This window comes from Kitasatospora sp. NPDC097643, from assembly GCF_040302625.1.
GTDB lineage: Bacteria > Actinomycetota > Actinomycetes > Streptomycetales > Streptomycetaceae > Kitasatospora.
Window position 1 is genome coordinate 38921 of sequence record NZ_JBEOSA010000032.1, and the last position, 25736, is coordinate 64656.

At 75.9% G+C, this 25736-nt stretch carries 25 protein-coding genes; 12 read left to right on the forward strand and 13 right to left on the reverse strand.

Annotation, left to right across the window (positions count from 1 at the left end; genetic code table 11):
* Positions 1–13: 13 nt before the first annotated feature.
* Together ABTY15_RS21245 and ABTY15_RS21250 are read right to left on the reverse strand one after the other, a co-directional pair.
* Positions 14–544 (reverse strand): protein-tyrosine phosphatase family protein, encoded by a 531-nt coding sequence (locus tag ABTY15_RS21245; RefSeq protein ID WP_350595329.1) that lies wholly within the window; start codon positions 542–544, stop codon positions 14–16.
* Positions 541–1992 carry a helix-turn-helix transcriptional regulator gene (locus tag ABTY15_RS21250; protein ID WP_350595336.1) on the reverse strand — a complete coding sequence of 484 codons (1452 nt, stop codon included), beginning with the start codon at positions 1990–1992 and terminating at the stop codon, positions 541–543. Before ABTY15_RS21250 ends, ABTY15_RS21245 begins: the two co-directional genes overlap by 4 nt.
* Before the next feature lie 149 nt (positions 1993–2141).
* Here ABTY15_RS21250 and ABTY15_RS21255 point away from each other — a divergent pair, with 149 nt between their 5' ends.
* The gene (locus ABTY15_RS21255; protein WP_350595344.1) at positions 2142–3068 is read left to right on the forward strand and encodes an NADP-dependent oxidoreductase; all 927 of its coding nucleotides are present in this window, start codon (positions 2142–2144) and stop codon (positions 3066–3068) included.
* Positions 3069–3157: 89 nt separating this feature from the next.
* A complete protein-coding gene (locus ABTY15_RS21260; protein WP_350595348.1) occupies positions 3158–3952 on the forward strand; it encodes an SDR family NAD(P)-dependent oxidoreductase in 795 nt (264 codons plus the stop codon).
* Between the two features lie 17 nt (positions 3953–3969).
* On the opposite strand, the gene ABTY15_RS21265 is transcribed toward ABTY15_RS21260, so the two are convergent.
* The 4 genes from ABTY15_RS21265 to ABTY15_RS21280 form a co-directional block, all read right to left on the reverse strand.
* Positions 3970–4677: an ATP-binding cassette domain-containing protein gene (locus tag ABTY15_RS21265; protein WP_350595355.1), complete on the reverse strand. Its 708-nt coding sequence runs from the start codon at positions 4675–4677 to the stop codon at positions 3970–3972.
* Between the two features lie 250 nt (positions 4678–4927).
* On the reverse strand, positions 4928–5674 hold the full coding sequence (locus ABTY15_RS21270; protein WP_350595362.1) for an ABC transporter ATP-binding protein: 747 nt from the start codon (positions 5672–5674) through the stop codon (positions 4928–4930).
* A gap of 109 nt (positions 5675–5783) precedes the next feature.
* A complete protein-coding gene (locus ABTY15_RS21275; protein ID WP_350595368.1) occupies positions 5784–7841 on the reverse strand; it encodes an ABC transporter permease subunit in 2058 nt (685 codons plus the stop codon).
* Between the two features lie 7 nt (positions 7842–7848).
* Complete coding sequence (locus ABTY15_RS21280; protein ID WP_350595375.1) at positions 7849–8505, reverse strand: hypothetical protein; 657 nt, start codon at positions 8503–8505, stop codon at positions 7849–7851.
* Between the two features lie 115 nt (positions 8506–8620).
* On the opposite strand from ABTY15_RS21280, the gene ABTY15_RS21285 reads away from it, so the two are divergent.
* Positions 8621–9232, forward strand: a complete 612-nt coding sequence (locus tag ABTY15_RS21285) for an MTB12 C-terminal domain-containing protein (protein ID WP_350595382.1) — start codon at positions 8621–8623, stop codon at positions 9230–9232.
* Positions 9223–10701 carry an ABC transporter substrate-binding protein gene (locus ABTY15_RS21290; protein WP_350595390.1) on the forward strand — a complete coding sequence of 493 codons (1479 nt, stop codon included), beginning with the start codon at positions 9223–9225 and terminating at the stop codon, positions 10699–10701. The genes ABTY15_RS21285 and ABTY15_RS21290 overlap by 10 nt, the downstream gene beginning before the upstream one ends.
* 79 nt (positions 10702–10780) lie before the next feature.
* Here ABTY15_RS21290 and ABTY15_RS21295 read toward each other — a convergent pair whose 3' ends face one another.
* The 4 genes from ABTY15_RS21295 to ABTY15_RS21310 form a co-directional block, all read right to left on the reverse strand.
* Positions 10781–11893, reverse strand: coding sequence for a PP2C family protein-serine/threonine phosphatase (locus tag ABTY15_RS21295; protein WP_350595396.1), 1113 nt, complete (start codon positions 11891–11893; stop codon positions 10781–10783).
* Between the two features lie 140 nt (positions 11894–12033).
* Entirely contained in the window at positions 12034–12456 is a 423-nt protein-coding gene (locus ABTY15_RS21300) for a MarR family winged helix-turn-helix transcriptional regulator (RefSeq protein ID WP_350595408.1), read from the reverse strand.
* 149 nt (positions 12457–12605) lie between these two features.
* The gene (locus tag ABTY15_RS21305; RefSeq protein WP_350595413.1) at positions 12606–13799 is read right to left on the reverse strand and encodes a M48 family metalloprotease; all 1194 of its coding nucleotides are present in this window, start codon (positions 13797–13799) and stop codon (positions 12606–12608) included.
* A 150-nt stretch (positions 13800–13949) separates the two neighbouring features.
* The gene (locus ABTY15_RS21310) at positions 13950–14723 is read right to left on the reverse strand and encodes a universal stress protein (RefSeq protein ID WP_350595421.1); all 774 of its coding nucleotides are present in this window, start codon (positions 14721–14723) and stop codon (positions 13950–13952) included.
* A 297-nt stretch (positions 14724–15020) separates the two neighbouring features.
* Here ABTY15_RS21310 and ABTY15_RS21315 point away from each other — a divergent pair, with 297 nt between their 5' ends.
* Positions 15021–16181 (forward strand): CapA family protein, encoded by a 1161-nt coding sequence (locus ABTY15_RS21315; RefSeq protein ID WP_350595430.1) that lies wholly within the window; start codon positions 15021–15023, stop codon positions 16179–16181.
* A gap of 247 nt (positions 16182–16428) precedes the next feature.
* Positions 16429–17043 carry a class IV adenylate cyclase gene (locus ABTY15_RS21320; RefSeq protein ID WP_350595437.1) on the forward strand — a complete coding sequence of 205 codons (615 nt, stop codon included), beginning with the start codon at positions 16429–16431 and terminating at the stop codon, positions 17041–17043.
* Here ABTY15_RS21320 and ABTY15_RS21325 read toward each other — a convergent pair.
* From ABTY15_RS21325 to ABTY15_RS21335, 3 genes are read right to left on the reverse strand one after another with little or no spacing between them, the layout of a single operon-like run.
* Positions 16973–17662: a siderophore-interacting protein gene (locus ABTY15_RS21325; RefSeq protein ID WP_350595445.1), complete on the reverse strand. Its 690-nt coding sequence runs from the start codon at positions 17660–17662 to the stop codon at positions 16973–16975. The genes ABTY15_RS21320 and ABTY15_RS21325 overlap by 71 nt on opposite strands.
* A gap of 57 nt (positions 17663–17719) precedes the next feature.
* Positions 17720–18349: a TetR/AcrR family transcriptional regulator gene (locus tag ABTY15_RS21330; protein WP_350595456.1), complete on the reverse strand. Its 630-nt coding sequence runs from the start codon at positions 18347–18349 to the stop codon at positions 17720–17722.
* Between the two features lie 4 nt (positions 18350–18353).
* Positions 18354–19658 (reverse strand): MFS transporter, encoded by a 1305-nt coding sequence (locus ABTY15_RS21335; RefSeq protein ID WP_350595465.1) that lies wholly within the window; start codon positions 19656–19658, stop codon positions 18354–18356.
* Positions 19659–19890: 232 nt separating this feature from the next.
* Here ABTY15_RS21335 and ABTY15_RS21340 point away from each other — a divergent pair, with 232 nt between their 5' ends.
* The 6 genes from ABTY15_RS21340 (at position 19891) to ABTY15_RS21365 (ending at position 25707) form a co-directional block, all read left to right on the forward strand.
* On the forward strand, positions 19891–20670 hold the full coding sequence (locus ABTY15_RS21340) for a 2,3-dihydro-2,3-dihydroxybenzoate dehydrogenase (RefSeq protein ID WP_350595475.1): 780 nt from the start codon (positions 19891–19893) through the stop codon (positions 20668–20670).
* Between the two features lie 355 nt (positions 20671–21025).
* Positions 21026–22177: an isochorismate synthase DhbC gene (gene dhbC, locus ABTY15_RS21345; protein WP_350595685.1), complete on the forward strand. Its 1152-nt coding sequence runs from the start codon at positions 21026–21028 to the stop codon at positions 22175–22177.
* Complete coding sequence (locus ABTY15_RS21350; RefSeq protein WP_350595488.1) at positions 22174–23838, forward strand: (2,3-dihydroxybenzoyl)adenylate synthase; 1665 nt, start codon at positions 22174–22176, stop codon at positions 23836–23838. Before dhbC ends, ABTY15_RS21350 begins: the two co-directional genes overlap by 4 nt.
* A gap of 104 nt (positions 23839–23942) precedes the next feature.
* On the forward strand, positions 23943–24584 hold the full coding sequence (locus ABTY15_RS21355) for an isochorismatase family protein (RefSeq protein WP_350595496.1): 642 nt from the start codon (positions 23943–23945) through the stop codon (positions 24582–24584).
* Positions 24585–24589: 5 nt separating this feature from the next.
* Entirely contained in the window at positions 24590–24814 is a 225-nt protein-coding gene (locus ABTY15_RS21360; protein WP_350595502.1) for a phosphopantetheine-binding protein, read from the forward strand.
* Positions 24815–24825: 11 nt separating this feature from the next.
* Positions 24826–25707, forward strand: a complete 882-nt coding sequence (locus ABTY15_RS21365) for an AMP-binding protein (protein WP_350595510.1) — start codon at positions 24826–24828, stop codon at positions 25705–25707.
* The last annotated feature ends 29 nt before the right edge of the window (positions 25708–25736 follow it).

Below are 25736 nucleotides of genomic sequence, written 5' to 3' on the forward strand. Positions count from 1 at the left end.
CCACCCATGCGGGCTAGGGTAGCCGCTCCTCCGGCCGTTCCTCCGGCGGCTGCACCGGCCGCCGCACCGGCCGCCCCTCCGGCCGCTCCGCGTACCGCCGTTGCCAGGGCGTCTCCACCGCGTGCCGGTCGTAGTGCGCCCGCACGTACGCGACCGCCTCGGCGGCCGGGACGCCGTCCAGCACGGCGAGGCGGGCGAGCGCGGTACCGGTGCGGCCTCGTCCGCCCGCGCAGGCCACCTCGACGCGTTCGACGGCCGAACGCTCCCAGGCCTCGCGGAAGGCGTCCGCCGCGTCGGCCCGGTCGGCCGGCAGCCGGAAGTCGGGCCAGCGCAGCCACCGGCTCGGCCACGCGACGGGCTCCGGCGGACGGCCCAGCAGGTACAGCCCGAAAGCGGGCCGCGGCCCGGGCGGCAGCGGGCGGCGCAGGCCGCGGCCGCGCACCAGCCGCCCGGAGGGCAGGCGCAGCACGCCGGGCGCGGCCGGGTCCCAGGCGTCGCCGCTGCTTCCGCTGCCTCCCTTGTCTTCTTCGGCGCCGCCGGTCACGACGCCACCCGCAGCCCCGCCGTGCCCGGCATCCCCGCCCGGTGGGCCAGCGCCGCCGCCTCCCCGCGCGAGCCCACGCCCAGCTTCGCCAGGATGTTGGCCACGTGGAACTTCACCGTCGACTCGCTGATGTGCAGCGCCTCGGCGATCTCGCGGTTGCGCCGGCCCGACGCCAACTGGTTCAGCACCTCCAGCTCGCGCGGCTGCAGACCGTCCAACGGGTCGGTGGCGAAGGCCGGTTCGGGCACGGTCAGCGGCAGGTCGACGGTCACCGTGGTGCCCCAGCCGGGGACCGCCTCGACGGCGCAGCGGCCGCCGAGCGCGGCGATCCGGTCCGCGGTGCGGTGGACGGCGAGCGCGTCGGCGGCGAGCAGGCCCGGGCCGTCGTCCCGCACCACCGCCCGCAGCGTGTCGCCGGCCCCGGTGAACCGCCAGCTCACGTGCAGCCGGGCCAGGCCGTCCTGCGCCAGCATGACCAGGACGGCCGCCCGGACGGCGTCCCGGGCGGTGTGGGCGGTGTCCGCCGGGACGGACCGGGCCGCCTCCGCCGGGGGTGCCAGGTCCAGCCGCACCGGGGAGTGCCGCAGCAGCGGGCGCAGCTCGTCCGCGAGCCGGGCGAACGCGGTGTCGGCGGGCTCCTCGCTCAGCGCGCGGTCGAGCTCGGCGCCCTTGCGCACGTTCAGCAGGGCGGTGACGGCCAGCTCGGTGGCGGCGGCCCGGGCGGTGGCGTCGTCCAGGGCGGGGGAGCGCAGCGGCGCCAGGATCGCGGTGAGCGCCGCGCTGTGCGTGCCGGTGAACTCGGCGATCGCACGGGCCCGGGCGCCGGCCGAGGCGCGGGAGGCGGCCGCGTGCTTGGGCGCGGCGTCGGTCGAGCGGTGGTGCGAGTGGAGGGTGACCAGCTCCCAGAACCGCTGGAGCACGGCGAGCGCGCCGTCCGGCACCGGGTCGGCACCGCGCAGCACCAGCACCAGCACGGCGGTGCCGCCGTCGTGGTGCTCCGCGGTCTCCGTCGCGGTCCCCGACGCAGTCTCCGCCGCGGCCGTGACGCTGGCCGCGGCCACCACCACCGGGCGGCGCTCGCCCGCCAGCTCGGCCTCGCCCTGCCAGGGCCGCCCGGTCGCGGTGGTCACGGCGGCGGTCTCGGCGAGCCGGGCCAGCTCCAGGCTGCCGACCTGCCCGGCCAGCCCGGGCGGACCGTACGCGTTCGCGGGGGAGTACGTGCAGACGCCGCTGAGCTGGGCGACCGCCACGTGCGGCACGAGGGTGGCGAGCACCTCGGAGACCCGGTGCAGGAGGGTCGGCCGGGGCGCGCGCAGCACCTCGACCGCCCGCGCCAGTGCGTCCTGCGGCCGGCCCCAGGCGTCCTGCCACTGCCCGTACCCGGTCTCGCCGGTCTCCGCGCTTTCCACGGTGTCCACGGCCTTCTCCATCTCCTCCCTCTCCTCCATGCCGTTCAGCCTAGTTCCGGGACCTGCGCGGGTGCCTGGCCTTTCGGACAGGTCGAACCGTCCGAAAGGAGGGCTCGCCGGTGTTCGCCGACACCCCACGATGGAGCCGTCGGAAGAAACCAACCCCCGGAAACGGCAAGGACATTCCCATGACCAAGGCGATCGCCTTCTCCGCGTACGGCGGCGCGGACGTGCTGCACCCCGTCGACATCGAGCTGCCCGCACCCGGCCCCGGCCAGGTCCGGGTCGCGGTCCGCACCGTCGGCGTCAACCCGCTGGACCACAAGGTGCGCAGCGGCGCCATGGCCGGGATGTTCCCGGTCACCTTCCCGGCCGTGACCGGCTACGAGCTGGCCGGCGTGGTCGAGGAGGTCGGCCCGGACGTCACCGGCCTGGCACCCGGCGACGAGGTGTTCGCCGCGGTCATGGGCGGCGCCTACGCCGAACAGGCGCTGGTGGCGGCCGAGCACCTGGCCCGCAAGCCGGCCTCGCTCGGCTGGGAGGAGGCCGCGGCGATCCCGGTCGCCGCCGAGACCGCCGAGCGGGCGCTGGACCTGCTCGGCGTCGAAGCCGGCCAGACCCTGCTCGTGCACGGCGCGGCCGGCGGCGTCGGCACCGTGCTGCTCCAGTTCGCCCGGGCCCGCGGGATCACGGTCGTCGGCACCGCGAGCGAGGCCAACCACCCGCACCTGCGCGACCTCGGCGCCAGCCCGGTCACCTACGGGGCCGGGCTGGCCGAGCGGATCCGGGCGGCCGCGCCCGGCGGCATCGACCGGGCGCTCGACGCGGCCGGCCAGGGCGGGGTGCTGCCGCTCTCCGTCGAGCTGACCGGCAGCCCGGACAAGGTGCTCACCATCGCCGACTTCGTGGGCGCCGCCGAGCACGGCGTCCGGTTCACCGGCGGCGCGGAGACCGTCCCGTACCACCAGCGCGCCTACGCCGCCGCGCTGGCCCTGCACGAGGCGGGCACCCTGCGGCTGCCGCTGCACCGGGTGCTCCCGCTGGCGGAGGCCGCCGAGGCGCACCGGCTCAGCGAGCACGGGCACCTGCGCGGCAAGATCGTGCTCACCGTCTGACGGATCGTGCTCCGTTCGGCGGAGCCCAGGTCACCCGAACGGGCGTCATGTCCGGGAATACGGCATACGGCCGGTTACAGTCGGGCGCCATGGCGACTGCGAACAGCACGGGGACGGGGACCACGGACGGCCGACTCGCCGGACGGTCCTGCGTGGTGACGGGCGCGGCCAGCGGCATCGGCCGCGCCGTCACCGAACGCTTCGCCCGCGAAGGCGCGTCGGTCATCGCCACCGACCTCGACGCGGACGGCCTGCACCGGCTCGCCGGCCGACTCCCGCACGCCGTCAGCACCGTGGTCGGCGACGTCGCCCGCGACGAGGACGCCCGCCGGATGATCGACGCCGCCGTCGAACGCCACGGCCGCCTCGACGTCCTGGTGGCCAACGCCGGCGTCCTCCCCCTCATGGAGATCACCGAGGCCACCGCCGCGGACTGGGACCAGGTCATGGCCGTCGACGGCCGCGGCATGTTCCTCACCTGCAAGTACGCCATCCAGGCCATGACCGCCCAGGACCCGCCCGGCGGCGCCGTTGTCTGCGTCTCCTCCATCTCCGGGGAGGCCGGCCAGCGCGGCCAGGCCGTGTACGGGCCCGCCAAGTTCGTCGCCTCCGGCCTGACCAAGCACCTCGCCGTCGAATGGGCCGACCGCGGCATCCGGGTCAACGCCGTCGCGCCCGGCACCATCACCACCGAACGGGTCATCCGCCTGCGCGACGAACCCGGCGGGCCGGAGTACCTCGCCGCGATCGAGAAGCTCCACCCCATGGGCCGCCTCGGCGCCCCGGCCGAGGTCGCCGCCGCCGTCCTCTTCCTCGCCTCCGACGACGCCTCCTTCATCACCGGCGCCGTCCTCCCGGTGGACGGCGGCTACCTGGCGCAGTGACCGCCGAGCCGGGGCCGTCACCCGGACGCCCCGGTCCCGCCTGTGCCGCCGCCGCTCCCGCTTTCTCCCGGGACCGGCTCGCCCGGCTCCCCGGAGAAGCCGACCTCCCCCCGGTGCAGCATGTGCACGAACACCTCCCCGGCCAGCGCCCGAGGCAACACCTGCGCGGTCAGCACCACCGTGCGGCCCGTGGCGGCCCGCGCCAGCAGCGCGGCGTGCAGCCGGGCGGCCACCGCCGGGGCCAGACCCCGCTCCGGCTCGTCCAGCAACAGCAACCCTGGATCCGCCGCCAACGCCCGCCCCACCGCCACCAGTTGCTGCTGGCCACCGGACAACTCCCCGGCCCGGCGCGGCAACAGCGCGGCCAACTCCGGAAACACCGCCACCGCAGCCCCCGGCCGGGCCCCCCGCCCACCACCCAGCCCCAGGTTCTCGGCCACGGTCAACGACCCGAACACCCCCCGCTCCGCCGGCACCAGCGCCAACCCCGCTCGCACCCGCTGATGCACCGACAGCCCGGTCACATCCCGCCCCCGCCACACCACCCGCCCACCCGACAACCGCACCACCCCGGCCACCGCGTGCAACACACTCGTCCGCCCCGCCCCGTTCCGCCCCAACAGCACCGTCACCGCCCCCGTCGGCACCACCAGGTCCACCCCGTGCAACGCCTCCAACGGCCCGTACCGCACCCGCACCCCCCGCAGTGCAACCTCCACCCCCATCACCCCACCCCCACCCGAGGCCGCGCCCTCCACCGCGCGACCTTCGCCCCCACCACCCCACCCGCGGCCGCGCCCAGCAGCGCCGGCTCCCCCTTTCGCCGGATTCCCAGCGCCGGGACCAGAAGCCTTGGCCCGCCGCGCCCCGCCAGCGGGTGCGCGGCGGGGAGTGCCCGAGGCGTCGGCGGCGTGACCTCCATGTCCATCGCCCTTCGGGAGGCCCGGAGTTGGGGTACCAGGCGGCGCATCCGGGTCATGTCGATCCGCCCCAGGCTTGGGTGATGCGGGGGTTGGCGAGGACGGTGGTCGTCGGGCCGCTGGCGACGACCTTGCCGTTGGCCATCGCGTAGACGGAGTCCGCGAGTTCGGCGACCAGTTCGGCGTCGTGCTCGACCAGGAGCAGGGCCATACCGCGTTCGGCGAGGCCGCGTAGGACGGTGACCAGGCGGGCGGTCTGGGTGGCGTCGAGGCCTGCCGCCGGTTCGTCGAGGAGCAGCACCCGTGGCCGGCCGGCCAGGGCGCGGGCGAGTTCCACCAGGCGGAGCACGCCGGTGGGTTGGGCGCCGGCCGGTTCGGCGGCGATGTCCTGGAGGCCGAACAGGCCCAGGGCGCGGGCGGTTTGCTCGGTGACGACCCGGGGGTCGGGGCGGCCGGGTTGTTGTTCGGCGCCGACACGGACGTTGTCGGCGACCGAGAGGGTGGGGAAGACGGCGATCTGCTGGAAGGTCCGGGCGAGGCCGAGCCTGACCCGGCGGTGTGCGGCGAGCCGGGTGACGTCCCGACCGCCGAGCAGGACCCGGCCGGCGTCGGGGCGGACGGTGCCGGCGAGGCAGTCGAAGAGGGTGCTCTTGCCGGCCCCGTTCGGCCCGATCAGCGCGGTGATCCGCCCGGGCGGCGCGACCAGGTCGACCCCGCCGACGGCCTCGATGCCGCCGTAGCGGCGGATGATGCCGCGGGCGGTGAGGCGGGTGGGGGGCGCTGGGGGCGCTGGGGTGGTCATGGCTGGGTCCCGGGAGTGGCGGTGGGCCGGGTGGTCGGGCCCGGGACGCTGTTGCCGTGGGAGGTGAGGCGGGCGGGGAGCGCTGGGGACGCTGGGGACGCTGGGGTGGTCACGGCCGGTCCCCGGAAGCGGGAGTACGGGTGCGGGTGCGGCGGGCGGCGATGAGGGTGCGGGTGCGGTGGCCGGCCGGGGTGAGGTGGGACGGGGGGAGCGGGGGGACGGGCCGTGGGGCCGGGCGGCGGGTGGTGAGGGCGGCGAGGCCGCCGGGGAGGCGGCCGATGGTGGCGGCGAGGGCGCCGACGGCGACGGCGGAGACCCCGGCGACGGTGCCCGCGTCGAGGCCGATCAGGAGGGCGGCGGCGAGGACGGCGCCGAGGGCGCTGTCGGCGCCGGCGACGACGACGGCCGCGAACCAGAGCAGGCCCCGGACGGGGTCGAAGGAGGCGGCGTCGAAGGCCCGCCCGGCGAGGCCCATGAGGCCGCCGCCGAGGGCGGCGAGTGCGGCGCCGGCCACGAAGGCGAACAGCTTGAGCCCGGGGACGTCGACGCCGGCGGCGACCGCGCCGGCCTCGTGGTCGCGCATGGCGGTGAGGGCCCGGCCGCGGCGGCCCCGGTGGAGGCCGCGGACGGCGAGCAGGCCGAGGCCGAGGAGCAGGAGTTCGGCGAGGTAGTAGGCGCGGTCGCCGGCGAGGAAGGACGGGCGGTCGAGGGTGAGCCCGCTGGTGGCGTACGGCTGTTGGAAGACGAAGCGGCTCATCGCCGTCCCCACCGCGAAGGTGACCAGGGCGAGGGCGAGGCCGCGGCGCCGGATGGCGGGCCAGCCGGTGAGCAGGCCGAGCGGGGCGGTGGCGAGGACGGCGAGCAGCAGGGCGGGGACGGCGGGCAGTGGCGGGATGCCGGGGATCCGTCCGGACATGAGGAGGGCGGTGCCGAGCGAGCCGAGGCCCGCGTATCCGGCCTGGCCGAGGGAGATCTGCCCGCCGTAGCCGGTGACCACGACGACGGACAGCAGGACGAGCGCGAGCGCGGGGACGAACAGGGCGCTGCGCAGGTCGTTGCCGCGGAAGCCGAGCGGCAGCAGGAGCAGGACCAGGCAGACGGCACCGGCCAGACGCCCGCCCCGCCCGGTACGGCGGGCGGTCAGCCGCGGCGCGTCGGCCCGTTCACCGGCGACGGGGTGCGGGCCCCCGATGTGGGGCCCGGCGAGCAGGGCGGTGGCGAGCAGGGCGATCACGAACAGGTTGGACTGCACGGCTTGGACGAGCGGCAGGAGCTGCCCGGACGGGCGGAGCCGGGTGAGTTCGGCCTGGGCGATGCCGAGGCCGAGGCCGGTGACGACGGCGACCGGGATGCTGCGCAGCCGCGCCGCGACGGCGACGGCCATGGTCTCCATGACGAGCAGCGGCAGCCCGTACGGGTCGAGCAGCAGGTACGGCGCGAGGGCGACGCCGACGAGCCCGGCGGTGAAGCTGCCGAAGGCCCAGCCGACGGCGGAGACCCGGTCGGCGTCGACGCCGGCCAGGGCGGCGAGGCGGCGGTCGTCGACGACGGCGCGTAGCTGGAGGCCGAACCGGGTCCAGCGGGTGACGGCGGCGACGGTGAGGCCGAGGACGAGGATGGCGGCGAGCTGGGCGACGGTGTCGGGCCGCAGGGTGTGCCCGCCGGGGAGGCGGAGGGGTGTGCCGCCGAGCGGGGAGGGGGCGCCGGCCAGCGGCGCGCCGCCCCACAGGAGCACGGCCACGCCGATGAGCAGCACGAACACGCCGAGCCCGGCGACCATGGTCTCGGTTGGCCCGGCGCCGCGCCGTTGCAGGGGGCGGTAGACGAGGACGTCGAGGAGCACGCCGAGCGCGGGGGCGACCAGCAGCAGGCAGCAGGCGACGGCGGGCCAGACCGGCCAGTGCCGGACGACGACGAGGTCGCGCAGCAGGTAGGCGATGGCCATCGCCTGGGCGCCCTGGGCGATGTTGAGGACGCCGGTGGCGCGGTAGCAGACGACGAGGCCGATGCCGCTGAGCGCGGCGGCGCTGCCGACGGTGAGCCCGGCGAGGGCGAGGTCGACGGTGAGGGAGTCGGGGGCGGCGGCGCCCACCCCGGCGGCCAGGGCGGTCACCCCGGCCAGGGCGGTCACGGCGCCGGTCATGGGGCCGGCCATGGTGACGGTCACGGTGCGGTCACCCGTTCGGCGGGGCGGATTCGCCCGGACGGGTGGGTGACTCGGGCTGCGTGCCGCGCCCCGCCCCCTGATCGGGCGAGGGCGACGACGGCGGCGGCGGTTCGCAGACCGGACAGGCGGTCAGTCCCCGGGCCCGGACGGCCTCGGCGTCGACCGGCTCGGCCTGCGCCTTCCCGGCGACCAGCGGGCAGTCGGGCCGGTGGTAGTGCGTCCCCTCGGGGACGGCCCGCCACCCCGTGGCCCCCGTCGCGGCTCCGGCCGGATCGGCGGTCGGCCCGTCGGGCTCGACCAGCAGCTCGTACAGCCGTGCCACCCGCTGGTCGGTCAGACCGTCGCGCCCGGCCGGCGGCGGCGGGCGCAGGGCGACCAGGAGCACGCCGGCCAGCAGCAGCGCCGCGCCCGGGATGGTCGAGGAGGCCAGGTAGGGGACCTGCTGCTCGACGAAGTGCTCGCCGGAGACCCCGTACCAGCCGAGCACGCACAGCACCGCCCCGGCGGCGGTGAGGATCCAGCCGGCCCAGTCACGCCCGGCCCAGTCACGCCCGGCCCGGTCGCGTCCACCCCGGGCGGTCCGCAGCAGGCGGGCTCCGCGCCGGACGGGGGAACCCTTCGCGGCGTCGCGGGTGATTTCTCCGCCGGATTGCGATTCGTCCATGGATCCGCCTTCATGGTGTCACTTGAGACGTTTCCAGGATCGGCCTGGAACAGCATCCGGAAGACCGGGAGACCGGCCCGGACGGCCCCGGACGGCGCAGTCGAGAGGGAACACCATGCACGTGACGCAGAGCGGCACCCCCAAGGGCGGCGGCCCGGTCCTGCGGACGGTGAGCGTGCTGCTCGCCCTGCTGCTGGCGGGCACGGCGGCCGCGTGCAGCAGCAGCAAGTCCAGCTCCACGGCCTCCTCGGCCGCCAGCGTCGTCAGCAGTGCCGCCAGCGCCGCCGCGAGCGCAGCCTCCAGCGCCGCCGCCAGTGCGACGGCCACGGGCGGCGCCAGCGCCACCGGCACCGCGCCCGCCGACCCGGCGGCCGCCAAGACGGAGATCACCACCAACTGGGAGAAGTTCTTCGACCCCAGCACCCCGATCGCCGACAAGGCCAAGGTGCTCCAGGGCGGCGACGCGCTGCTCCCGGTGCTCCAGGGCTTCTCGCAGGACCCGCGGGTCGGCCAGGTGCAGGCGAAGGTCACCGACGTCATGTTCACCTCGCCGACCGACGCCACCGTCACCTACTCGCTCTCCCTCCAGGGCACCGTGGTCGAGCCGGCCGCGACCGGCCAGGCCGTCCTGGAGAACGGCACCTGGAAGGTGTCCCGCTCGACCCTGTGCGGCCTGCTCACCCAGGCCGGCGGCGCCAGCGGCACCCCGATCCCCGGATGCAGCTGACGGCCGGACCGCTGCGCCGGGCCGCCGACACCCCCGCGGGTCGGCGGCCCGGCCGCGGGTGGTCGGCGCCGCTCCCGTCGGCACTCCCGTCGGCGGTGCCGGTGCCGGTCCTCGTGCCGTTGCTCGTGCTGGTGCTGCTGCTGGCCCTCGCGGGCTGCGGCACCCGGCTGCCGGACAGCGCGTTCGGCAGCCGTCGCCCTGCCGGCACGCCCGCTTCCGCCACACCCGCCTCCAGCGCGCCCGCCGGCGGCAACCCGGCCTCGGACACCGGCGTCACGGCCGGTGAGATCCGGATCGGCATCGTCACCTCGCTGACCAGCCCGGTCGGCAGCGAGGTGTTCAGCGGCCCGCGCTACGGCGCGCTGGCCTTCTTCCAGGCCCTCAACGACCGCGGCGGCCTGCACGGCCGCACCGTCCGGCTGGTCACCTGCGACGACGGCGGCAGCGGCATCGGCAACCAGGACTGCGTGCACCGGTTGATCGACCAGGCGCACGTGTTCGCCTTCGTCAGCGGCAGCGTCCTGGACTACGCGGGCGCCCCGTACGTGAGCGGCAAGGCGGTGCCGGACGTCGGCGGGCAGCCGATCGGCACCGCGTACGACCGCTGGCCGCACCTGTACGAGATCTACGGCAACAGCGCTCCGCGCGACGGGCGAGCGGTCGGCTGGAACGGCACGCTCTACCAGAGCACCGAGGTGTTCCGGTTCTTCAAGCAGCGACTGGGGGCGACCAGCGCCGCCGTGGTCGCCTACAACCAGGCCGACTCGGCGCGTTACGCCGGGCAGTTGAAGGCCGGGCTGGAGGCCGAGGGCTACCGGGTGCTGCTCCAGACGGTGGACTTCGCGCTGCCGAACTTCCAGGCGGTCGCGGCGGCGGTGCGCGCGGACGGCTCGCAGCTGCTGTTCGACGCCATGGACACCCGGGGCAACGCGGCCCTGTGCCGGGCGCTGGACGAGGCGGGCGCGCGGGTGACGGCGAAGGTGACGAACGTGCAGAACTGGTCGGAGGCGGTGCGCACCGACTACCAGTCCTCGCCGAACTGCCGCAACGTGCTGTGGGCGACCTCGTCCAGCCTCAACTACGAGGACGAGCAGTACCCGGCGGTGCACGACTTCCGCACCGCGATGGCCCGCTACTACCCGGACCGGGGGCCGCAGCTGTCGGCCTGGGAGCTGGAGGGCTGGGCGGGCGCGCAGTGGCTGACCGATGCGATGGACTCCTGCGGCGCCGAGCTGACCCGGTCCTGCGTGGAGGCCTTCATGAACCGCGCCGAGCCGTACGACGCGCACGGCCTGATCCTGCCCGCCTCCTTCGTCCCGCAGCCGCCGCCCAGCGGCCCCACCCGGGCCTGCCTGAACGCCGCCCGCTGGCAGGACTCGGCGCAGGACGGCAGGGGCGGCTGGGTCACCCAGGTGCCGTCGATGACGACCACCTGCTTCGACGTGCCGCAGCTGCCGTACAAGCCGTGAGGACGAGCCGTGACGGCGGTGGCGCGTCGGTCGTCCGGACGAGCCGTGACGAGGACGGCCCGCGCCTCACCGCTAGCCGTCACCCGTCCGCCGGCAGGCGTTCGACCACGACCATCGCGGCGTCGTCGTCCAGGTGGCCGCCGACGTGGGCGAGCAGGTCGCGGCGCAGGCGGTGCAGCAGGACGGCCGGGCGGTCGGACTGCCAGGCGGCGACCCGTTCCTCGAGCGGGTAGAAGCGGCGGCGGGCGTCGCGGGCCTCGATCACGCCGTCGGTGTAGATCAGCAGCCGGTCGCCGGGGCGGAACGGGACGACCTCCACCTCGTACCGGGCGGGCGCCAGTTCGCCGAGCCCGAGCGGCGGCGCCGGGTGGCGGGCGGCGAGCGTGGTGATGCCGTCGGGGCGCAGCAGCAGCGGGGGCGGGTGGCCGCAGTCGATCAGCCGCACGACGGAGTCGTCGTCCGGGATGTCGAGCAGGACGGCGGTGATGAAGGACTCGCCGGCGTCGTCGGGCGCGGCCTCCTCCTCGGGCCCGTCGCCGGTGGTCAGGCGGTTCCTGCGGGCCTGCTCGCCGAGCTGGGCGAGGTCCCAGCAGACGCTGCCGTCCAGGTAGGCGGCGAGGGCGGGCAGGTCGGCGTGCAGGTGGGCGGCGGCGCGGAAGGCGCCGAGCAGCAGCGCCGCGTCGCCGAGCGAGGACAGGCCCTTGCCGCGGACGTCGCCGACCAGCAGCCGGGTGCCGGTGGTGGTGCGGGCGGCCGCGTACAGGTCGCCGCCGACCTGGGCCTCGGCCTCCGCGGCCAGGTAGACGGAGGCCAGGTGCAGCGGTCCGATCCGGTCGGGCAGGGGGCGCAGCAGCACCCGCTGGGCGGCCTCGGACACCGAGCGGACCCGGGCGAGTTCGCGTTCGTGCCGGTCGCGCAGCACTCGCAGGGCGACGATCAGGACCGAGACGACGATCTGCGCGCCCAGCTGGGTCTCGTGGTTGGCGGTGGTGAGGCCGTCCCGGGCCAGGCCGATGACGGTGAGCCCGGCGAGGGCCAGCAGGGCGACCCCGGCAGTGGCCCGCGCGCCGGCGAAGGAGGCGGTCAGGGCGGGGGCGACGATCAGCAGCGGGCCGAGGTGGATCTGCGGTGGGGAGACGATGTCGACGACCGTGATGACGGCGATCAGCGCGAGCGGCAGTGCCGTCAGCATGCGGCGGTCGGTCCGCCACGGCCGGCGGCGGTCGCGGGGGCGTGGGTCACGGGGACGCTGCCGAGGTGGCACCTCTCCTCTGTACACCGTGGGGGCGGTGGGGCGCACCCCGAGGGCGGGGGCCCGCCGTGCCGCGGGTGTCAGCCCTCGGCGCCGTAGCGGGTGAGGTAGTCGGCGAAGCGGGCGATGTCCTCGTCGGACCAGTCGGAGAGGCGGGCGGTGAAGGCGATCCGGCGCTGCTCGTTGGCGTCCCGCAGCAGGGTCAGCCCGGCCTCGGTGGCGCGCAGGATCTGGCCGCGCTGGTCGTCCGGGTCGGCCTCGCGGCGCAGCAGGCCGAGCTTCTCCAGGGCGGTGACCTGGCGGCTGACGGTGGACTTGTCGAGCATGAAGTGCGCGGCCACGTCGGCGGCCCGGCAGCCGCCGCGCTCGGTGATGAGGTCGAGGATGCTGTAGGTGACCAGGGAGAGGTCGGGGTGCAGCTGGGAGGCCTTGTGCCGGGCACGGCGGGCGAAGGCGGTCAGCTCGCGCTGGATGGTGTCGATGGACGACTCGCGGCCGGGCACGGCGGTCCTACCTCCTCGGGATTTTGTTGCACTATACAACGGATCTCCGGATGGTTCGCGCGCGCGGTCGGCCCCGCGAGTGCCGCCCCGCGGGGACGCCCCGTCAGTGCCGCCCCCGCGAGTACTGCCGTGCGAGTACCGCCGCGTGATCAGCCCCGCGCCCGCCAGGCGCGGGCGGCGGCGATCCGGCGGCTCGCACTCGGATGAGTGGCGAACAGTAGCTCAAGCAGCCGGGGCGGGTCGACATCGGACACGTTCGCCAGTGCCAGTCTGCGCTGCATCGCGATGAACTGCTCGGGGTCCGAGGTGAGTTCGAGCGCGTGCCGGTCCGCCCGTGCCTCGATCCGGCGGCTCACCGCGCACTGCGCCGGCCCCGACAGCGCGCCCAGCAGCGCCGCGCACCCCGCCAGCAACGGCAGCGCCCGCGGATCGGCCGCGTCCGTCGCCCCCGCCGCCGCCAGCAGCGGCTCCCAGGTGCTCAGCAGGCCGAGCACGGCCACCGCCACGGCCGCGCCCAGCGCCCCCAGCAGGGTGCCGGTCAGCACGTCCCGGTGCTTGACGTGCCCCAGCTCGTGCGCCACCACCAGCTCCACCTCGCGCGGCTCGGCCGTCGACAGCAGCGTGTCGTACGCGACGATCCGGCGGGTCGCACCCAGCCCCGACACGTACGCGTTCAGCGCGGTGGTCCGCCGGGACGCGTCCGCCACCAGGACGTCCCGCACCCGCACCCCGTCCCGCTCGGCCAGCCCCAGCAGGTCGGTGCGCAGCGGGCCCGGCGCCATCGGGGTGAAGCGGTTGAACACCGGCTCGACCAGCAGCGGGTACAGGAACGACAACGCCGCCGTGAGCAGCGCCGCCGCGCCCGCCGCGGGCAGCCACCAGTGCTGCGGCGACCAGGCCGTCAGCGCGAACAGGCCGAGCGCGAGCGGCAGGAAGAGGGCCAGGCCCAGCGCCAGGGCCCGCAGCGCGTCCACCGCCCAACGGGCCCAGCCCTGCGTCACCAGCCCGAACCGGGACCGGACCACCCTGACCCCGGCGCCGAACGGCAGCTGCACCGCCTGGCCGAGCACGACCAGCGCGGCCGCGCCCGCCAGCACCTGCGCGGTGCGGGAGCCGCCGAACCAGCCGCCGGTGACGGTGACCAGGTGGGCGCCGGCCGGGGTGAAGCCGAGCAGCAGGGACAGCGCCAGGCCCGCCAGCCGTCCGCCCAGTGCCCACGGCAGCTGGGCCCGGCGCAGCGCGCGGCCGCGGGCGCGCTGGGCGGGGGTGAAGTCCTCGGTGGGGGCGGGGGTGTGGTCGGGGGTGGCGTCGTCAGGGCTGTCGGGGTTGTCGGGTTCGTCCATGGTCGGGTGCGGCTCCGGGGTGCGTCGCGGGTCGGCGCTCCAGCATGGCGCACGGGCGGGAGGCCCGGTCGGTCGCCCGGCGGTCCGCTGCTCGGGTGCCCAGTTCGGGTGCTCGGCTCGGATGCTCAGTCGGGTCCACTGTCCGGGTGGTCAGTCCTCGGCGGGGCCGGTGGCGCCGTGGACGCCGGCGCGCAGCAACTGGTGGCCGAGGTCGACCAGGGCGCGGCCGACCGCGAACTCGTCGCCGACGGCCGTTGACGGGGTGTCGCGGGGGTTGCGGCGGGCGAGGGCGTCGCTGTGCAGGACGTCGCCGTCGGCGTCCAGGACGGCGTGCACCCGAGTGGTGTCCCGGTCCTCCACCACGTGCAGGCTGAGCTGCCAGTCCTTGGTGCGGACGGCCTCCGGCTCGGCGCCGGCCTCGGCCTCGGCCTGCGCGCCGGGCGGGACGGCCGTCCCGTCGGCGCGGACGATCACCACCGGACAGCTGCCGTGCACCGCGCAGCGCGCGCTCACCGAGCCGAGCAGGGTCCGGGCGAAGGAGCCCCGGCCCCGGCTGCCCACCACCAGCAGGTCGGCCTGTTCGGAGGCCGCCAGCAGTACCTCGGCGGCGTGGCCGAGCACCAGGCTCTCCGCGATCTCCACCGGCCGTTCCCGGCCCACCACCTCGTCCACCTCGGCGGTCAGGGTGCGCCGGGCGGCCTGCTCGAAGCCGTCGTCCACCGTCGGCGCGAACCACCCGTACAGCGAGGGGTACTCCCACGCCGCCACCGCGTGCACCGACGCCCCGGTGAGGACGGCCTGGCCGACCGCCCAGCGCAACGCGGCCTTCGACGGCGCCGAACCGTCGATCCCGACCACGATCCGGTGCACCCGGCGCGGGACGGGCCCGGTGCCGACCATCGGGACGGGCTCGTTGCTGCCCATGACGTACCACCTCCGGCGAGAACACCTCCGCGCCACCACCCCCTCCTCCACCCTGCCCCTCCACCCCGCTGCGCGCGCCCGCAGCGGGGCGGAGGGGACGCCGTGGCCGGGTCCGGACGGCGACCGGGACGGGAGGTCCTACCGGGGTGGCCGGTGCTGGTAGGGCTGGTGGGGCTGGCGGTGCTGGCCGCGCGGTTGTGTCGTGTTGTGTCCGTATTGATGTGGATCCTGGGCGGAGGAGTGGTGAAGCCGTGGCGTAGGCTGACTGCTCTTGTATCAACCTCGGGGGGAACACTCATGCGCCGTGCCGCGGCCGCCGTCGCGCTGTTCGTGGGCCTGACCACGGTCGCCGCCTGCGGACCGGACGACCCCGACCCGGCGCCGGCCGCCGCCCCGGGCTCCGCCGCCCCGGCCGATCCCGGGTCCGCCGCCGCAGCGGCGCCGCCGTCCACCCCCGGCGCGGCGCCCGGTGGGGCCCCGGCCACCACGCCGGCCGCGCCCCGGCCCGACGGCAGCATCACCGTCGCGTTCGCCGGGGACGTCCACTTCGAGGGCCGCACCGAGGCCCGGCTCACCGTCCAGCCGCCCGAGCAGGCGCTCGGCGCGATCTCCAGCACGCTCGCCGACGCCGACCTGTCCGTGCTCAACCTGGAGACCGCGATCACCGGGCGCGGCGCTCCCGAGGCGAAGACGTACACCTTCCGCACCTCGCCCAAGGCGCTCTCGGTGCTCAAGGACTCCGGCGTCGACATCGTCTCGATGGCCAACAACCACGCCGTCGACTTCGGCGCCGACGGCCTCGCCGACACCCTCGCCGCCAAGGACTCCTCGCCCATCCCGGTCATCGGCGTCGGCCACAACGCCAAGGAGGCGTACGCCCCGTACGTCACCACGGTGCGGGGGGTGAAGGTCGCGGTGGTGGCCGCGAGCCAGGTCGAGGACATCACCAACCAGAAGTGGCGGGCCGGCGCCAACAAGCCGGGCATCGCCTCGGCGCTCGACGTCCCCGCGCTGGTCAAGGCGGTGGAGGCGGCCAAGCAGCAGGCGCCCGTCGTGCTCGTCTACCTGCACTGGGGCGAGGAGGGGAAGGCCTGCCCGACCAGCGCCCAGACCGCCGTCGCCAAGAAGCTCGCCACCGCCGGCGCGACCGCCGTGGTCGGCACCCACGCCCACACCATGGTCGGCTCGGGCATGCTCGGCAACACCTACGTCGGCTACGGCTTCGGCAACTTCCTCTGGTACGGCACCTCCAACTACGCCTTCTCCAACGAGACTGGCGTCACCACCCTCACCCTCACCCGGGACGGCAAGGTGACCGGCGAGGCCTTCACCCCGGCGACCATCGACGACAAGGGCGTCCCCGTTCCCGTCACCGGCGCCGCCGCCGAGGCCGCCCTCAAGCGCCGCGACAGCCTGCGCGGCTGCACCGGCCTCACCCCGGCCCCGCCCGCACACTGACCCGCCGTCGGCGGGCGGTGGTCGGTTCCCTCCGCCCCGGCCGTCCGGGGCCGCGCCGGGGCCGTGCGGGATCGGGCCGCCGTTCGGGGTGGCACCCCCGCCGTCCGGGACCGCGCCCGGGCCGGTGCGGCCGCGAACCGCAACCCGCCGGACGAGTGCCGGCCGCCGTCCCCCCGCTCGCCGCCCTCCCCCCCCCCACCCCGGATACGGGATGATGCACGCCGGTCGGTCCGGGAAGGGCGGAGTGATGATCGAGGCGGAGCTGAAGGCGCGGGTGCGGGAACCCGGGGCGGTGCTGCGGCGGCTGGAGAGCGCGTGCGGGCCCGGGCGGGCGGAGGTGTACCGGGACACCTACTACGACGCGCCGGACGGTCGACTGCTCGGCGGCGACCGGGAGTTGCGGATCCGCGAGGTGGTGTCCGCGGACGGGAGCCGGCGGGCGCTGCTCACCTACAAGGAGGCCCGGGTGGACCAGGCCTCCGGGTCCAAGCCCGAGCACGAGACGGCGGTGGCGGACGCCGAGGCCGCGCACGCGATCGTGCGCGGCCTTGGTCTAGCGCCCCGGCTGGTCTTCGAGAAGCGCTGCCGGAACTACCAACTGGAGCGCGAGGGGTGGCGGTTCCTGGTGACCCTGGTCCGGGTGCCGCGGTTGGACGGGGTGTTCCTGGAGGTGGAGACCGCGGCGGACGGCGCGGCCGAACTGGCCGGGGCGCTGGCGGCCGTCCGCCGGGTGCTCGGCGAACTGGGCGTCGACGAGGGCGAGGTGACGAACGAGCTCTACACCGACGCGGTCATGAGGCTTTGCCCCTCCGCCAGTAGCCCTTCGCGTGCAGCCGGTCGCGGGACACCGCCCCCGTCGTGAGCAGGTGGCGGCGCGCGGTGTCGACGGCCGTCGCCTCGGCGGCGAGCCAGGCCGCGGACCCGGGCGGCAGCTCCACGGTGCTGACCGACCGGGCGAGCAACTCGCCCTTGGCGAAGGCGCCTTCACGTGGCAGCCAGACAGGCGTGACGTCGGCGCGAGTGGCGAGGTGGAGGGTGTCGGCGGCGGTGGCGATCTCGAAGTGGGCCACCACCGGTGTGCCGGGCGGGAGTTGTTCGAGGATGGTGAGGGCGGCCGGGATCCCGCTCTCGTCGGCCGCCAGCAGGATGCGGGCGGCGCCGTCGAAGGAGGGCCGGTGGCCGCGGGGCGCACTCAGTTTGGCCGGCGCGCCGGGGCGGGCGGTGGCGGCCCAGCGGGAGAGCGGGCCGTTGCCGTGCAGGACGACGTCCAGGTCCAGCTCGCCCCGGTCGGGGCGGTGGCGGCGCAGCGTGTAGGCCCGGGAGTGGCCGCCGGGGATGGCCAACTTCGCCCATTGGGTAGGGAATTCGATGGCGAAGGTGGACAGGGTCGGGCCGGTCAGGGTGAGCCGGACGAGGGTGCTGGTGAGCGGGGCGACGGATTTGAGCTCCACGTCGTGCATGGGGCGCTTGAGTCGGAACATGGTGACTCCTGGGGTGGGCCCGGGGTGATCACGGGCCGGAAGGAGAGGGGAGGAGGGTCAGCGCGGCAGGTGCTGGTCGAGCGTCGTGTCGAGCACGGCGGTGACGAAGTCGGTGTCGAGCGGGCGGCGCAGCACGAGCACGCGGTGGTAGAGCGGCGCGAGCAGGGCGTCGAGGAGGACGGCGGCGGCCTCCTCGTCCAGGCCGAGGAGCTCGCGGACCTGGGTGACGTCCCGGGCGCGCAGCCCGTCGAGGAAGCCGTCGTGCAACAACTCGGCCGTACGGCGGTCGAGTTGGGCGTGCCCGAGCAGGGCGAGCAGGACCTGGCCGGCCGGCTGCTCGGCGAGGAAACGGGCGTACCGGTGGACGTAGGCGCGCAGGTCGGCGGGTTCGGGCCAGGCGAGCGCGGTCTCGGCGTCCAGGACGAGGTTGTCGAAGAGGATGTCGACCTTCGACTTCCACCAGCGGTAGATGGTCTGCTTGGCGACCCCGGCCGCCGCCGCGATGCCCTCGATGGTGAGGGCTTCGAAGCCGTGCTCGACGAGCAGGTCGTCGGCGGCGTTCAGCACGGCCAGGCGTGCGGCCTCGCTGCGGCGGCCGCTGGTGGCGCGGGTGCCGGTGGTGGCGGGGCGGGGCTGGCTGGTGATGGTGCTGGGGTCCTCACGCGGGGTCTGGTCGGCCGGGGTCATCCTCTCATGCCTTCCGTGCGGGGTTCGAGGTGGCTTCCGGGGCTGCGGTCGGGGCCGCTGCCGGGGTGGCGCCCGGCTGTCCGCCTGGCTGGGCGGCCGGGGTCCGGCGGGCCAGCCCGGCTGCGACGGCGAGTGCCAGGGCGGCGACCACGGCGCTGAACACGACCCCGGCGGTCCGCAGGTCGGTGGCCCGGATGAGCAGGCCGACGCCGACCACCGGCACCGACAGCATGGTGTAGAGGATCGCGAAGAACGCGGAGACCGCCTCGCCGCGCCGCTCGGGCGGCACCCCGCCGTTGACGGTGCCGAGCCCGGTGGCGACGGCGGTGCCGGTGGCGAGGCCGTTGAGGCAGGCGCCGAGCAGCAGCGGGGCGAGTGAGGAGGTGATCAGTGCGGTGGCGACGAGGGCCGCCGCCAGCACCAGGCCCGCGCACGCGGCGGGCAGGGCGCGGGCGGGCGGCAGGGCCCGGGCGAGCAGCTGGCCGACGGCGGTGGCGGCGAAGGCGAGGCAGACGACGAGCCCGGCGAGCGCGTGGTTGTGCAGTCCGAGGACGGTGGCGAGGAAGAGCCCGCTGACCGCGGTCAGGACGCCGAGGACGGCGAAGCCGGAGCCGCCCGCCACCGCCGCGCGCAGGAAGGCCGGGCGCACCGGCGCGGGCACGCGCAGCGGTTGCAGGCGGGGGTGGAAGCCGGTCGGGCGGGCGACGGTCTCCGGCACCGCGAGCAGGGCCACCAGCGCGACGCCGGTCAGGACCAGCATCACCGTCCACGGCAGTCGCAGCGGCGAGCCGGCCCACTCGGCGAGCACGCCGGCCAGCAGGGTGCCGCCGGCCAGACCGCCCATGTTGGCGGCGAGAGCGAGGGTCTGGGCGCGGACCCGGCGTGCGGGCGGCGCGAGGTCGAGCAGGGCAGCGGTGGCGGCGCCGGTCATCAAGGCCGCGGCGAGGCCGGAGAGCACCCGGGCGGCGAGCAGCCAGGGGAGGGAGTCGGCGGCCTCGAAGAGCCCGGCGGCGCCCGCGGCGAGCAGCAGGCCGAGCGCCAGCACGGGGCGGCGGCCGATCTCGTCGGACAGCCGGCCGAGCGTGAGCAGCCCGGTGACCACCCCGGCCGCGTACACGGCGAAGATGACGGTGACCGTCAACGGCGTGAAGCCCAGGGCGTGTTGGTAGAGCGGGTAGAGCGGGGTCGGGACGGTGGTGCCGGCCATGGTCACCCAGAAGGTCAGGGCGACGGCGGCGCGGCCGACGCCACCACCGGCGGTCGCCGGCGCGGCCGGCGTGATGGGAGTGGCTGGAGTCGAAGAGGGCATACGGGTGTTCCCCCGGGAAGCGAAAGTGGACGCAACGTTGCGTTGCGCTTCGGTGAGTCGGAAGCTAGCACTGGACGCAACGTTGCGTCCAGATTCGCGGCGAGTGACGTCGCGATCCGGAGTGGAGTCGCCGAAGGTTGGGCCGAGTTGACGATCGCGCAGGCGCTCGGCGTAAGCGAACGGTTGTGTTAGGTTAGGCTTGCCTAATCTTGCTGGTCGGAGGGGATGTCCCGTGCAACAGTCCGAATTCGTCGGTACCGTCGCGATGGTCACCGGCGCCGGGCAGGGCATCGGCGCGGCGGTGGCCCGGGCGCTGGCCGCCGAAGGCGCCGTCGTCGCGGCCGTGGACCGGGACCCCGGTCCGCTCACTGCCCTCGCGGCGGAACTGCCCGCCGTGCGCCCGTACGTCCTGGACGTCGCCGACACCCGGGCGGTGGACACCGCCGTCGAGGAGATCGAACGCCACCTCGGGCCGGTCACCACCCTGGTGAACGTCGCCGGGATCCTGCGGACCGCGCCCGCCGTCGAACTCGCGGACCAGGACTGGGCGGAGACCTTCGCCGTCAACACCACCGGCGTCTTCCACACCTGCCGTGCGGTCGGCCGCCGGATGGCCGCGCGCGGCCGCGGCGCCGTGGTGACCGTCGGCTCCAACGCCGCCGGAGTGCCGCGGGCCGGCATGGCCGCCTACGCGGCGTCCAAGGCGGCGGCCACCATGTTCACCCGCTGCCTCGGGCTCGAACTCGCCCGCTCCGGCGTGCGCTGCAACATCGTGTCGCCCGGCTCGACCGACACCGCGATGCAGCGCGCGCTCTGGGGCGCTGACCAGGAGGCGGCCCAACAGCGGGTCGTCGACGGCGACTTGGCCGCCTGGCGGGTCGGCGTCCCGCTCGGGCGGATCGCCGCACCCGCCGACGTCGCCGAGGCGGTGGTCTTCCTGGCCTCCGACCGGGCCCGGCACATCACCATGCACGACCTGTACGTCGACGGCGGAGCGACCCTGCGCGCCTGATCCCGTCCGCGGACCTGCGCGCCGGACTCCCGTCCGCCGACCTGCCGACCTGCCGGCTCCCGGGCTGCTTGCGGGCGGCGTCCGGCCCGCTCGCGGGCGGCGTCGCTCGGCAGCCGTGCCGGGCCTGTTCCTCGCGTTGGCCGCCTTCCCCGCCTCTCCCGCCCAACTGTCCCTTGCCTTCCCCACCTTCCCCGCTCGTTCCAGCCCGTCCCAGACTGGAGAACCCACGGTGACCACGGTGCACCACGCCCCCGTCGGGGGTGCCGCCGGCCACGCCGCTTCCGGCCCCGCCTCCGCCCCTGCCCCCGCTGCTTCCGCCCCCGCCGGCCCCGCTCCCGGCCCCGGCCACGCCGCCATCGGTGCGGCCAGCGGGCTGCTCGGCCAGTACCGGGCCATGCCCGACGAGGCCTTCCTCGCCACGCCGACCCGCACCCTGCTCACCACCGGTGTGCACGCCCGGGTGCCGCAGGACGGGCGTCCGCTGCCCGCCCGGGTCGCCGCCACCCTGGCCGAGGCCCGCCGGGCCGGCGTCCACCGGCCGCTGGTGATCGGCGCGGTGGCCTTCGACCACGACGGCCGGGCCGAACTCGCCGTCCCCGCCCGGGTCCGCAGAGCCGGCGCGCTGCGCGACGACCCGCTGATCGCGCTGCCCGCCCCGCCCGCCGACCGGGTGGACTGGCAGGTGCGCCCCGTCCCCGAACCCGCCGGGTACGGCGCGGGCGTCGCCGCGGCCGTCGAACGCATGCGCGCGGGCGAGTTGAGCAAGGTGGTGCTCGCCCGGACGCTGGAGCTGAGCGCCCCGAACCCGCTCGACCTGCCTGCGATCCTCCAGCGACTGGCCCGCCGAGACCCGGGCGGCTACACCTTCGCCCTCCCCGCCGGCGGCGGCCGCACACTGATCGGCGCCAGCCCCGAACTCCTGGTCTCCCGCCGGGGAACGGCCGTGCTGGCCAACCCGCTGGCCGGCTCGGTGCCGCGCAGCGCCGACCTCGGCGAGGACGTCCGGCGCGCCGCCGCGCTGCTGGAGTCGCCCAAGGACCTGCACGAGCACGCCGTCGTCGTCGACGCCATCCGCACCGCGCTGGAGCCGTACTGCCGGACCCTGGACGTGCCGCAGCGGCCGACCCTGGTGCGCACCGCCGCGATGTGGCACCTGGCGACCACGATCGGCGGCGAGCTGGCCGACCCGGCGGTCTCCGCCCTCGAACTGGCCGCCGCGCTGCACCCGACCCCGGCCGTCTGTGGCACGCCGACCGATGTCGCGCGCCGGGTGATCGGCGAGGTCGAACCGTTCGACCGCGGCCTGTACACCGGCATGGTCGGCTGGGGCGACGCGGACGGCGACGGCGAGTGGGTGGTCACCATCCGCTGCGCGGAGGCGGACCAGCGGACCCTGCGGGTGTACGCGGGCGCCGGCGTGGTCGACCGGTCCCGGCCGGAGGACGAACTCGCCGAGACCAGCGCCAAGTTCCGCACCTTCCTGGACGCCGCGGGGGTGCCGCGGTGACGCCGCCGGACGGATTCACCCCGCACCCGGCCGAGTTCGCCGAGCGCTACCGGGCCGCCGGCCACTGGCGCGGCGAGACCTTCGGGCGGATGCTGCGCGAGCGCGCCGCCGCGCACGGCGAGCGGATCGCGGTCGTCGACCCCGCCGGGCCAGGGCGCCGCTGGACGTACGCCGAACTCGACCGCCGGGCCGACCGGATGGCCGCCGGGCTGCTCGCCCGGGGGATCCGGCGCGGCGACCGGGTCGTGGTCCAACTGCCCAACGTGGCCGAGTTCTTCGAGGTGGTCTTCGCGCTGTTCCGGATCGGCGCGCTGCCGGTCTTCGCCCTGCCCGCCCACCGGTACACCGAGATCGGCCACTTCTGCTCCTTCACCGGTGCCGCCGGCTACGTCGTCCCGGCGGTCGAGGGCGGCTTCGACTACCGCCGACTCGCCTCCCGGGTACGGGCGGAGAACCCGGCGCTGCGGCTGGTGCTGGTGGCCGGCGAGGACCCGGGCGAACACGTCCGGCTCGCCGACGTGCCCTGCGACGGCCCCGGGCCCTCGGCCGAACCCCACCCGGAGGACGTAGCGTTCCTGCAACTGTCCGGCGGCAGCACCGGTGTGCCGAAGCTGATCCCGCGCACCCACGACGACTACCTCTACTCGCTGCGCGGCTCGGTCGAGATCTGTGCGCTCGACACGGACAGCGTGTACCTGTGCGTCCTGCCCGCCGCGCACAACTTCCCGCTCAGCTCGCCCGGTTCGCTCGGCACCCTGTACGCGGGCGGCCGGGTGGTGCTCTGCCCGCAGCCGAGCCCGGAGACGGCCTTCCCGCTGATCGAGCGCGAGGGCGTGACCATCACCGGGCTGGTGCCGCCGCTCGCGCTGCTCTGGCTGGACGCCGCCGAGCGCGACGGCCTCCAGCGGAGGGCGGACCGGTCGGACCTGGAAAGTCTGGAGGTGCTGCTGGTCGGTGGCGCCAAATTCGGCGAGGAGGCCGCCCGAAGGGTCCGGCCGGTGCTCGGCTGCACGCTCCAGCAGGTGTTCGGGATGGCCGAGGGGCTGGTCAACTACACCCGCCTCGACGACCCGGAGGAGCTGATCACCACCACCCAGGGCCGGCCGATCTCTCCGGACGACGAGGTCCGCGTGGTCGACGACCAGGACCGGGACCTGCCCGACGGCGTCACCGGCCACCTGCTCACCCGCGGCCCGTACACCATCCGCGGCTACTGGAACGCGCCCGGGCACAACGCCGACTCCTTCACCGCGGACGGCTTCTACCGCACCGGGGACCTCGTCCGGCGCCTGCCCAGCGGCCACCTGGTGGTCGAGGGGCGCGCCAAGGACCAGATCAACCGGGGCGGGGAGAAGGTCGCCGCCGAGGAGATCGAGAACCACCTGCTCGCCCACCCGGCCGTGCACGACGCCGCCGTGGTGTCGATGCCCGACCCGTACCTCGGCGAACGCACCTGCGCCTACGTCGTGTTGCGCCCCGAGCACCGCGAACGGCCGCCGAAGGGCGTCGAGTTGAAGCGGTTCGTCCGGCAGCGCGGGCTCGCCGACTACAAGGTGCCGGACCGGGTCGAGTTCGTCGACGCCTTCCCCGCCACCGGCATCGGCAAGGTCAGCAAGAAGGAGCTGCGCGCCGCCATCGCGGCCCGACTCCACGCCCGGTGAAACCCGTCCGGGTGGTGAGACCTGTCCGCGCGGTGAGACCTGTCCGCCCGGTGAAACCCGTTCACCGCCCTACCGCCTGCCGCCTATGGAAGGAAGCAACAACCGTGGGCCTGCCCCGCATTCCGTCCTACTCCCTGCCCGCCGCCGACGAGCTGCCCGCCAACCGGGTGGCCTGGGCGGTGGATCCGGCGCGTGCCGTCTTGCTGGTGCACGACCTGCAGAACCACTTCCTGGACGCCTTCGACACCGACGCCGCGCCGGTGCCCGAACTCCTCGGCAACGTCGCCCGGTTGGGCAAGGCGGCGGGTGCGGTCGGCGTCCCGGTGGTGTACTCGGCACAGCCCGCCGGCCAGAGCCCGGCCCAGCGCGGCCTCCAGCAGGACTTCTGGGGCCCGGGCATCCCGGACGACCCACGAGCGGCGGCGATCGTCGGCGCCGTCGCCCCCGCGCCGGGGGACACCGTGCTCACCAAGTGGAAGTACAGCGCCTTCGCCCGGACCGCTCTGGAGCAGCTGCTGCGCGAGCAGGGCCGGGACCAGCTGGTGATCACCGGCGTGTACGCGCACATCGGGGTGCAGGCCACCGCCTGCGACGCCTGGATGCGCGACCTCCAGGCCTTCGTGCCGGCCGACGCGGTCGCCGACTTCGGTCCGGACGAGCACCGGGCCGCGCTCTCCTGGGTGGCCGGCCGCTGCGGCCTGGTCACCACCACCGAGACCGTCCTCGCCGAACTGGAAGGGAAGTGACGGGCATGGCCTTCACCGTGGAGCGGATCCGGGCCGAGGTCGCCGACCTGCTCGGCGAGGACCCGGCGGACATCCCGCTGGACGAGAACCTGGCCGACTGGGGCCTGGACTCGGTGCGGCTGATGGCGCTCGCCGAACGCTGGCGGGCCGAGGGCACCGAGGTGGCGTTCGTCCGCCTGGCGGAGCGCCCGGCCGTCGAGGCGTGGGCCGAACTGCTGGGCGCGGCCTGATGGAAGCGGCGGTGGCGGGTCCGCGCCGACCGTCCGGCTGGTTCGGCCCGGCGGCGGAGGCGCAGCCGCGTACATCCTCCGCTCCGGCGGCGGGCCCGCCGTACGACCGGGCGGCCGGGTACCCGGCGACCACCGCCGTGGGGCCGGTCGAGGCCCAGGCGGCCCGGACACCGGACGCACCGGCGCTGGTCCTCGCGGGCGGCGGGCGCTCGGGTGACGGGCGGTGGGGTGGCGGCTGGTGGGGTGACGGCCGGGCGCCGATGGTGGTCGGCTACCGGGAACTCAACGCGCGGGCCAACCGGCTGGCGCGGGCCCTGGCCGCGCGGGGCGCCCGCCCGGGTACGGTCGTCGGTCTGGCGCCGGGCCACCCGGCAGAGGTGCTGACGGCGCTGCTGGCGGTCGCCAAGTCCGGGGCGGCGTACGTGCCGTTGGACCCGGGCGACCCGCCCGGCCACCGGGAGCGGCTGCTCGCGGAGACAGCGCCGGTCTGCGTGCTGGGGGAGGGGGTGCCGGGGGCGGTCGCCCTGGCGGACGTGGACGCCGACGGTCTCCCGGACACCGACCCGCCGCGGGCGCTCACCCCACAGCACCCGCTCTGCCTCGGGTACGGCCCGGGCGGGCGCCCGGCCCCCGCCCGGCTCAGCCACGCCGAGGCGGACCGACGGCTGCGCGAGCTGCAGTCCGCCCACCCGCTCGGCCCGGGCGACCGGGTGCTGCAACTGGGCCTGCCGCTCTGGGAGTTCCTCTGGCCGCTGCGGACCGGCGCCGCCGTGGTGCTCGCCGACCCGCGACGGCCGGGCGAGCTCGGGGCACTGGTCCGGGAGCTGGGCGTGACGGCGGTCCGGGTGACGCCCGCGGTGCTGGGCGGGGGCGGGCGAACAGAATTCAGCTGACAGATGATGAAAGTCGTTCGCTGAAAGTT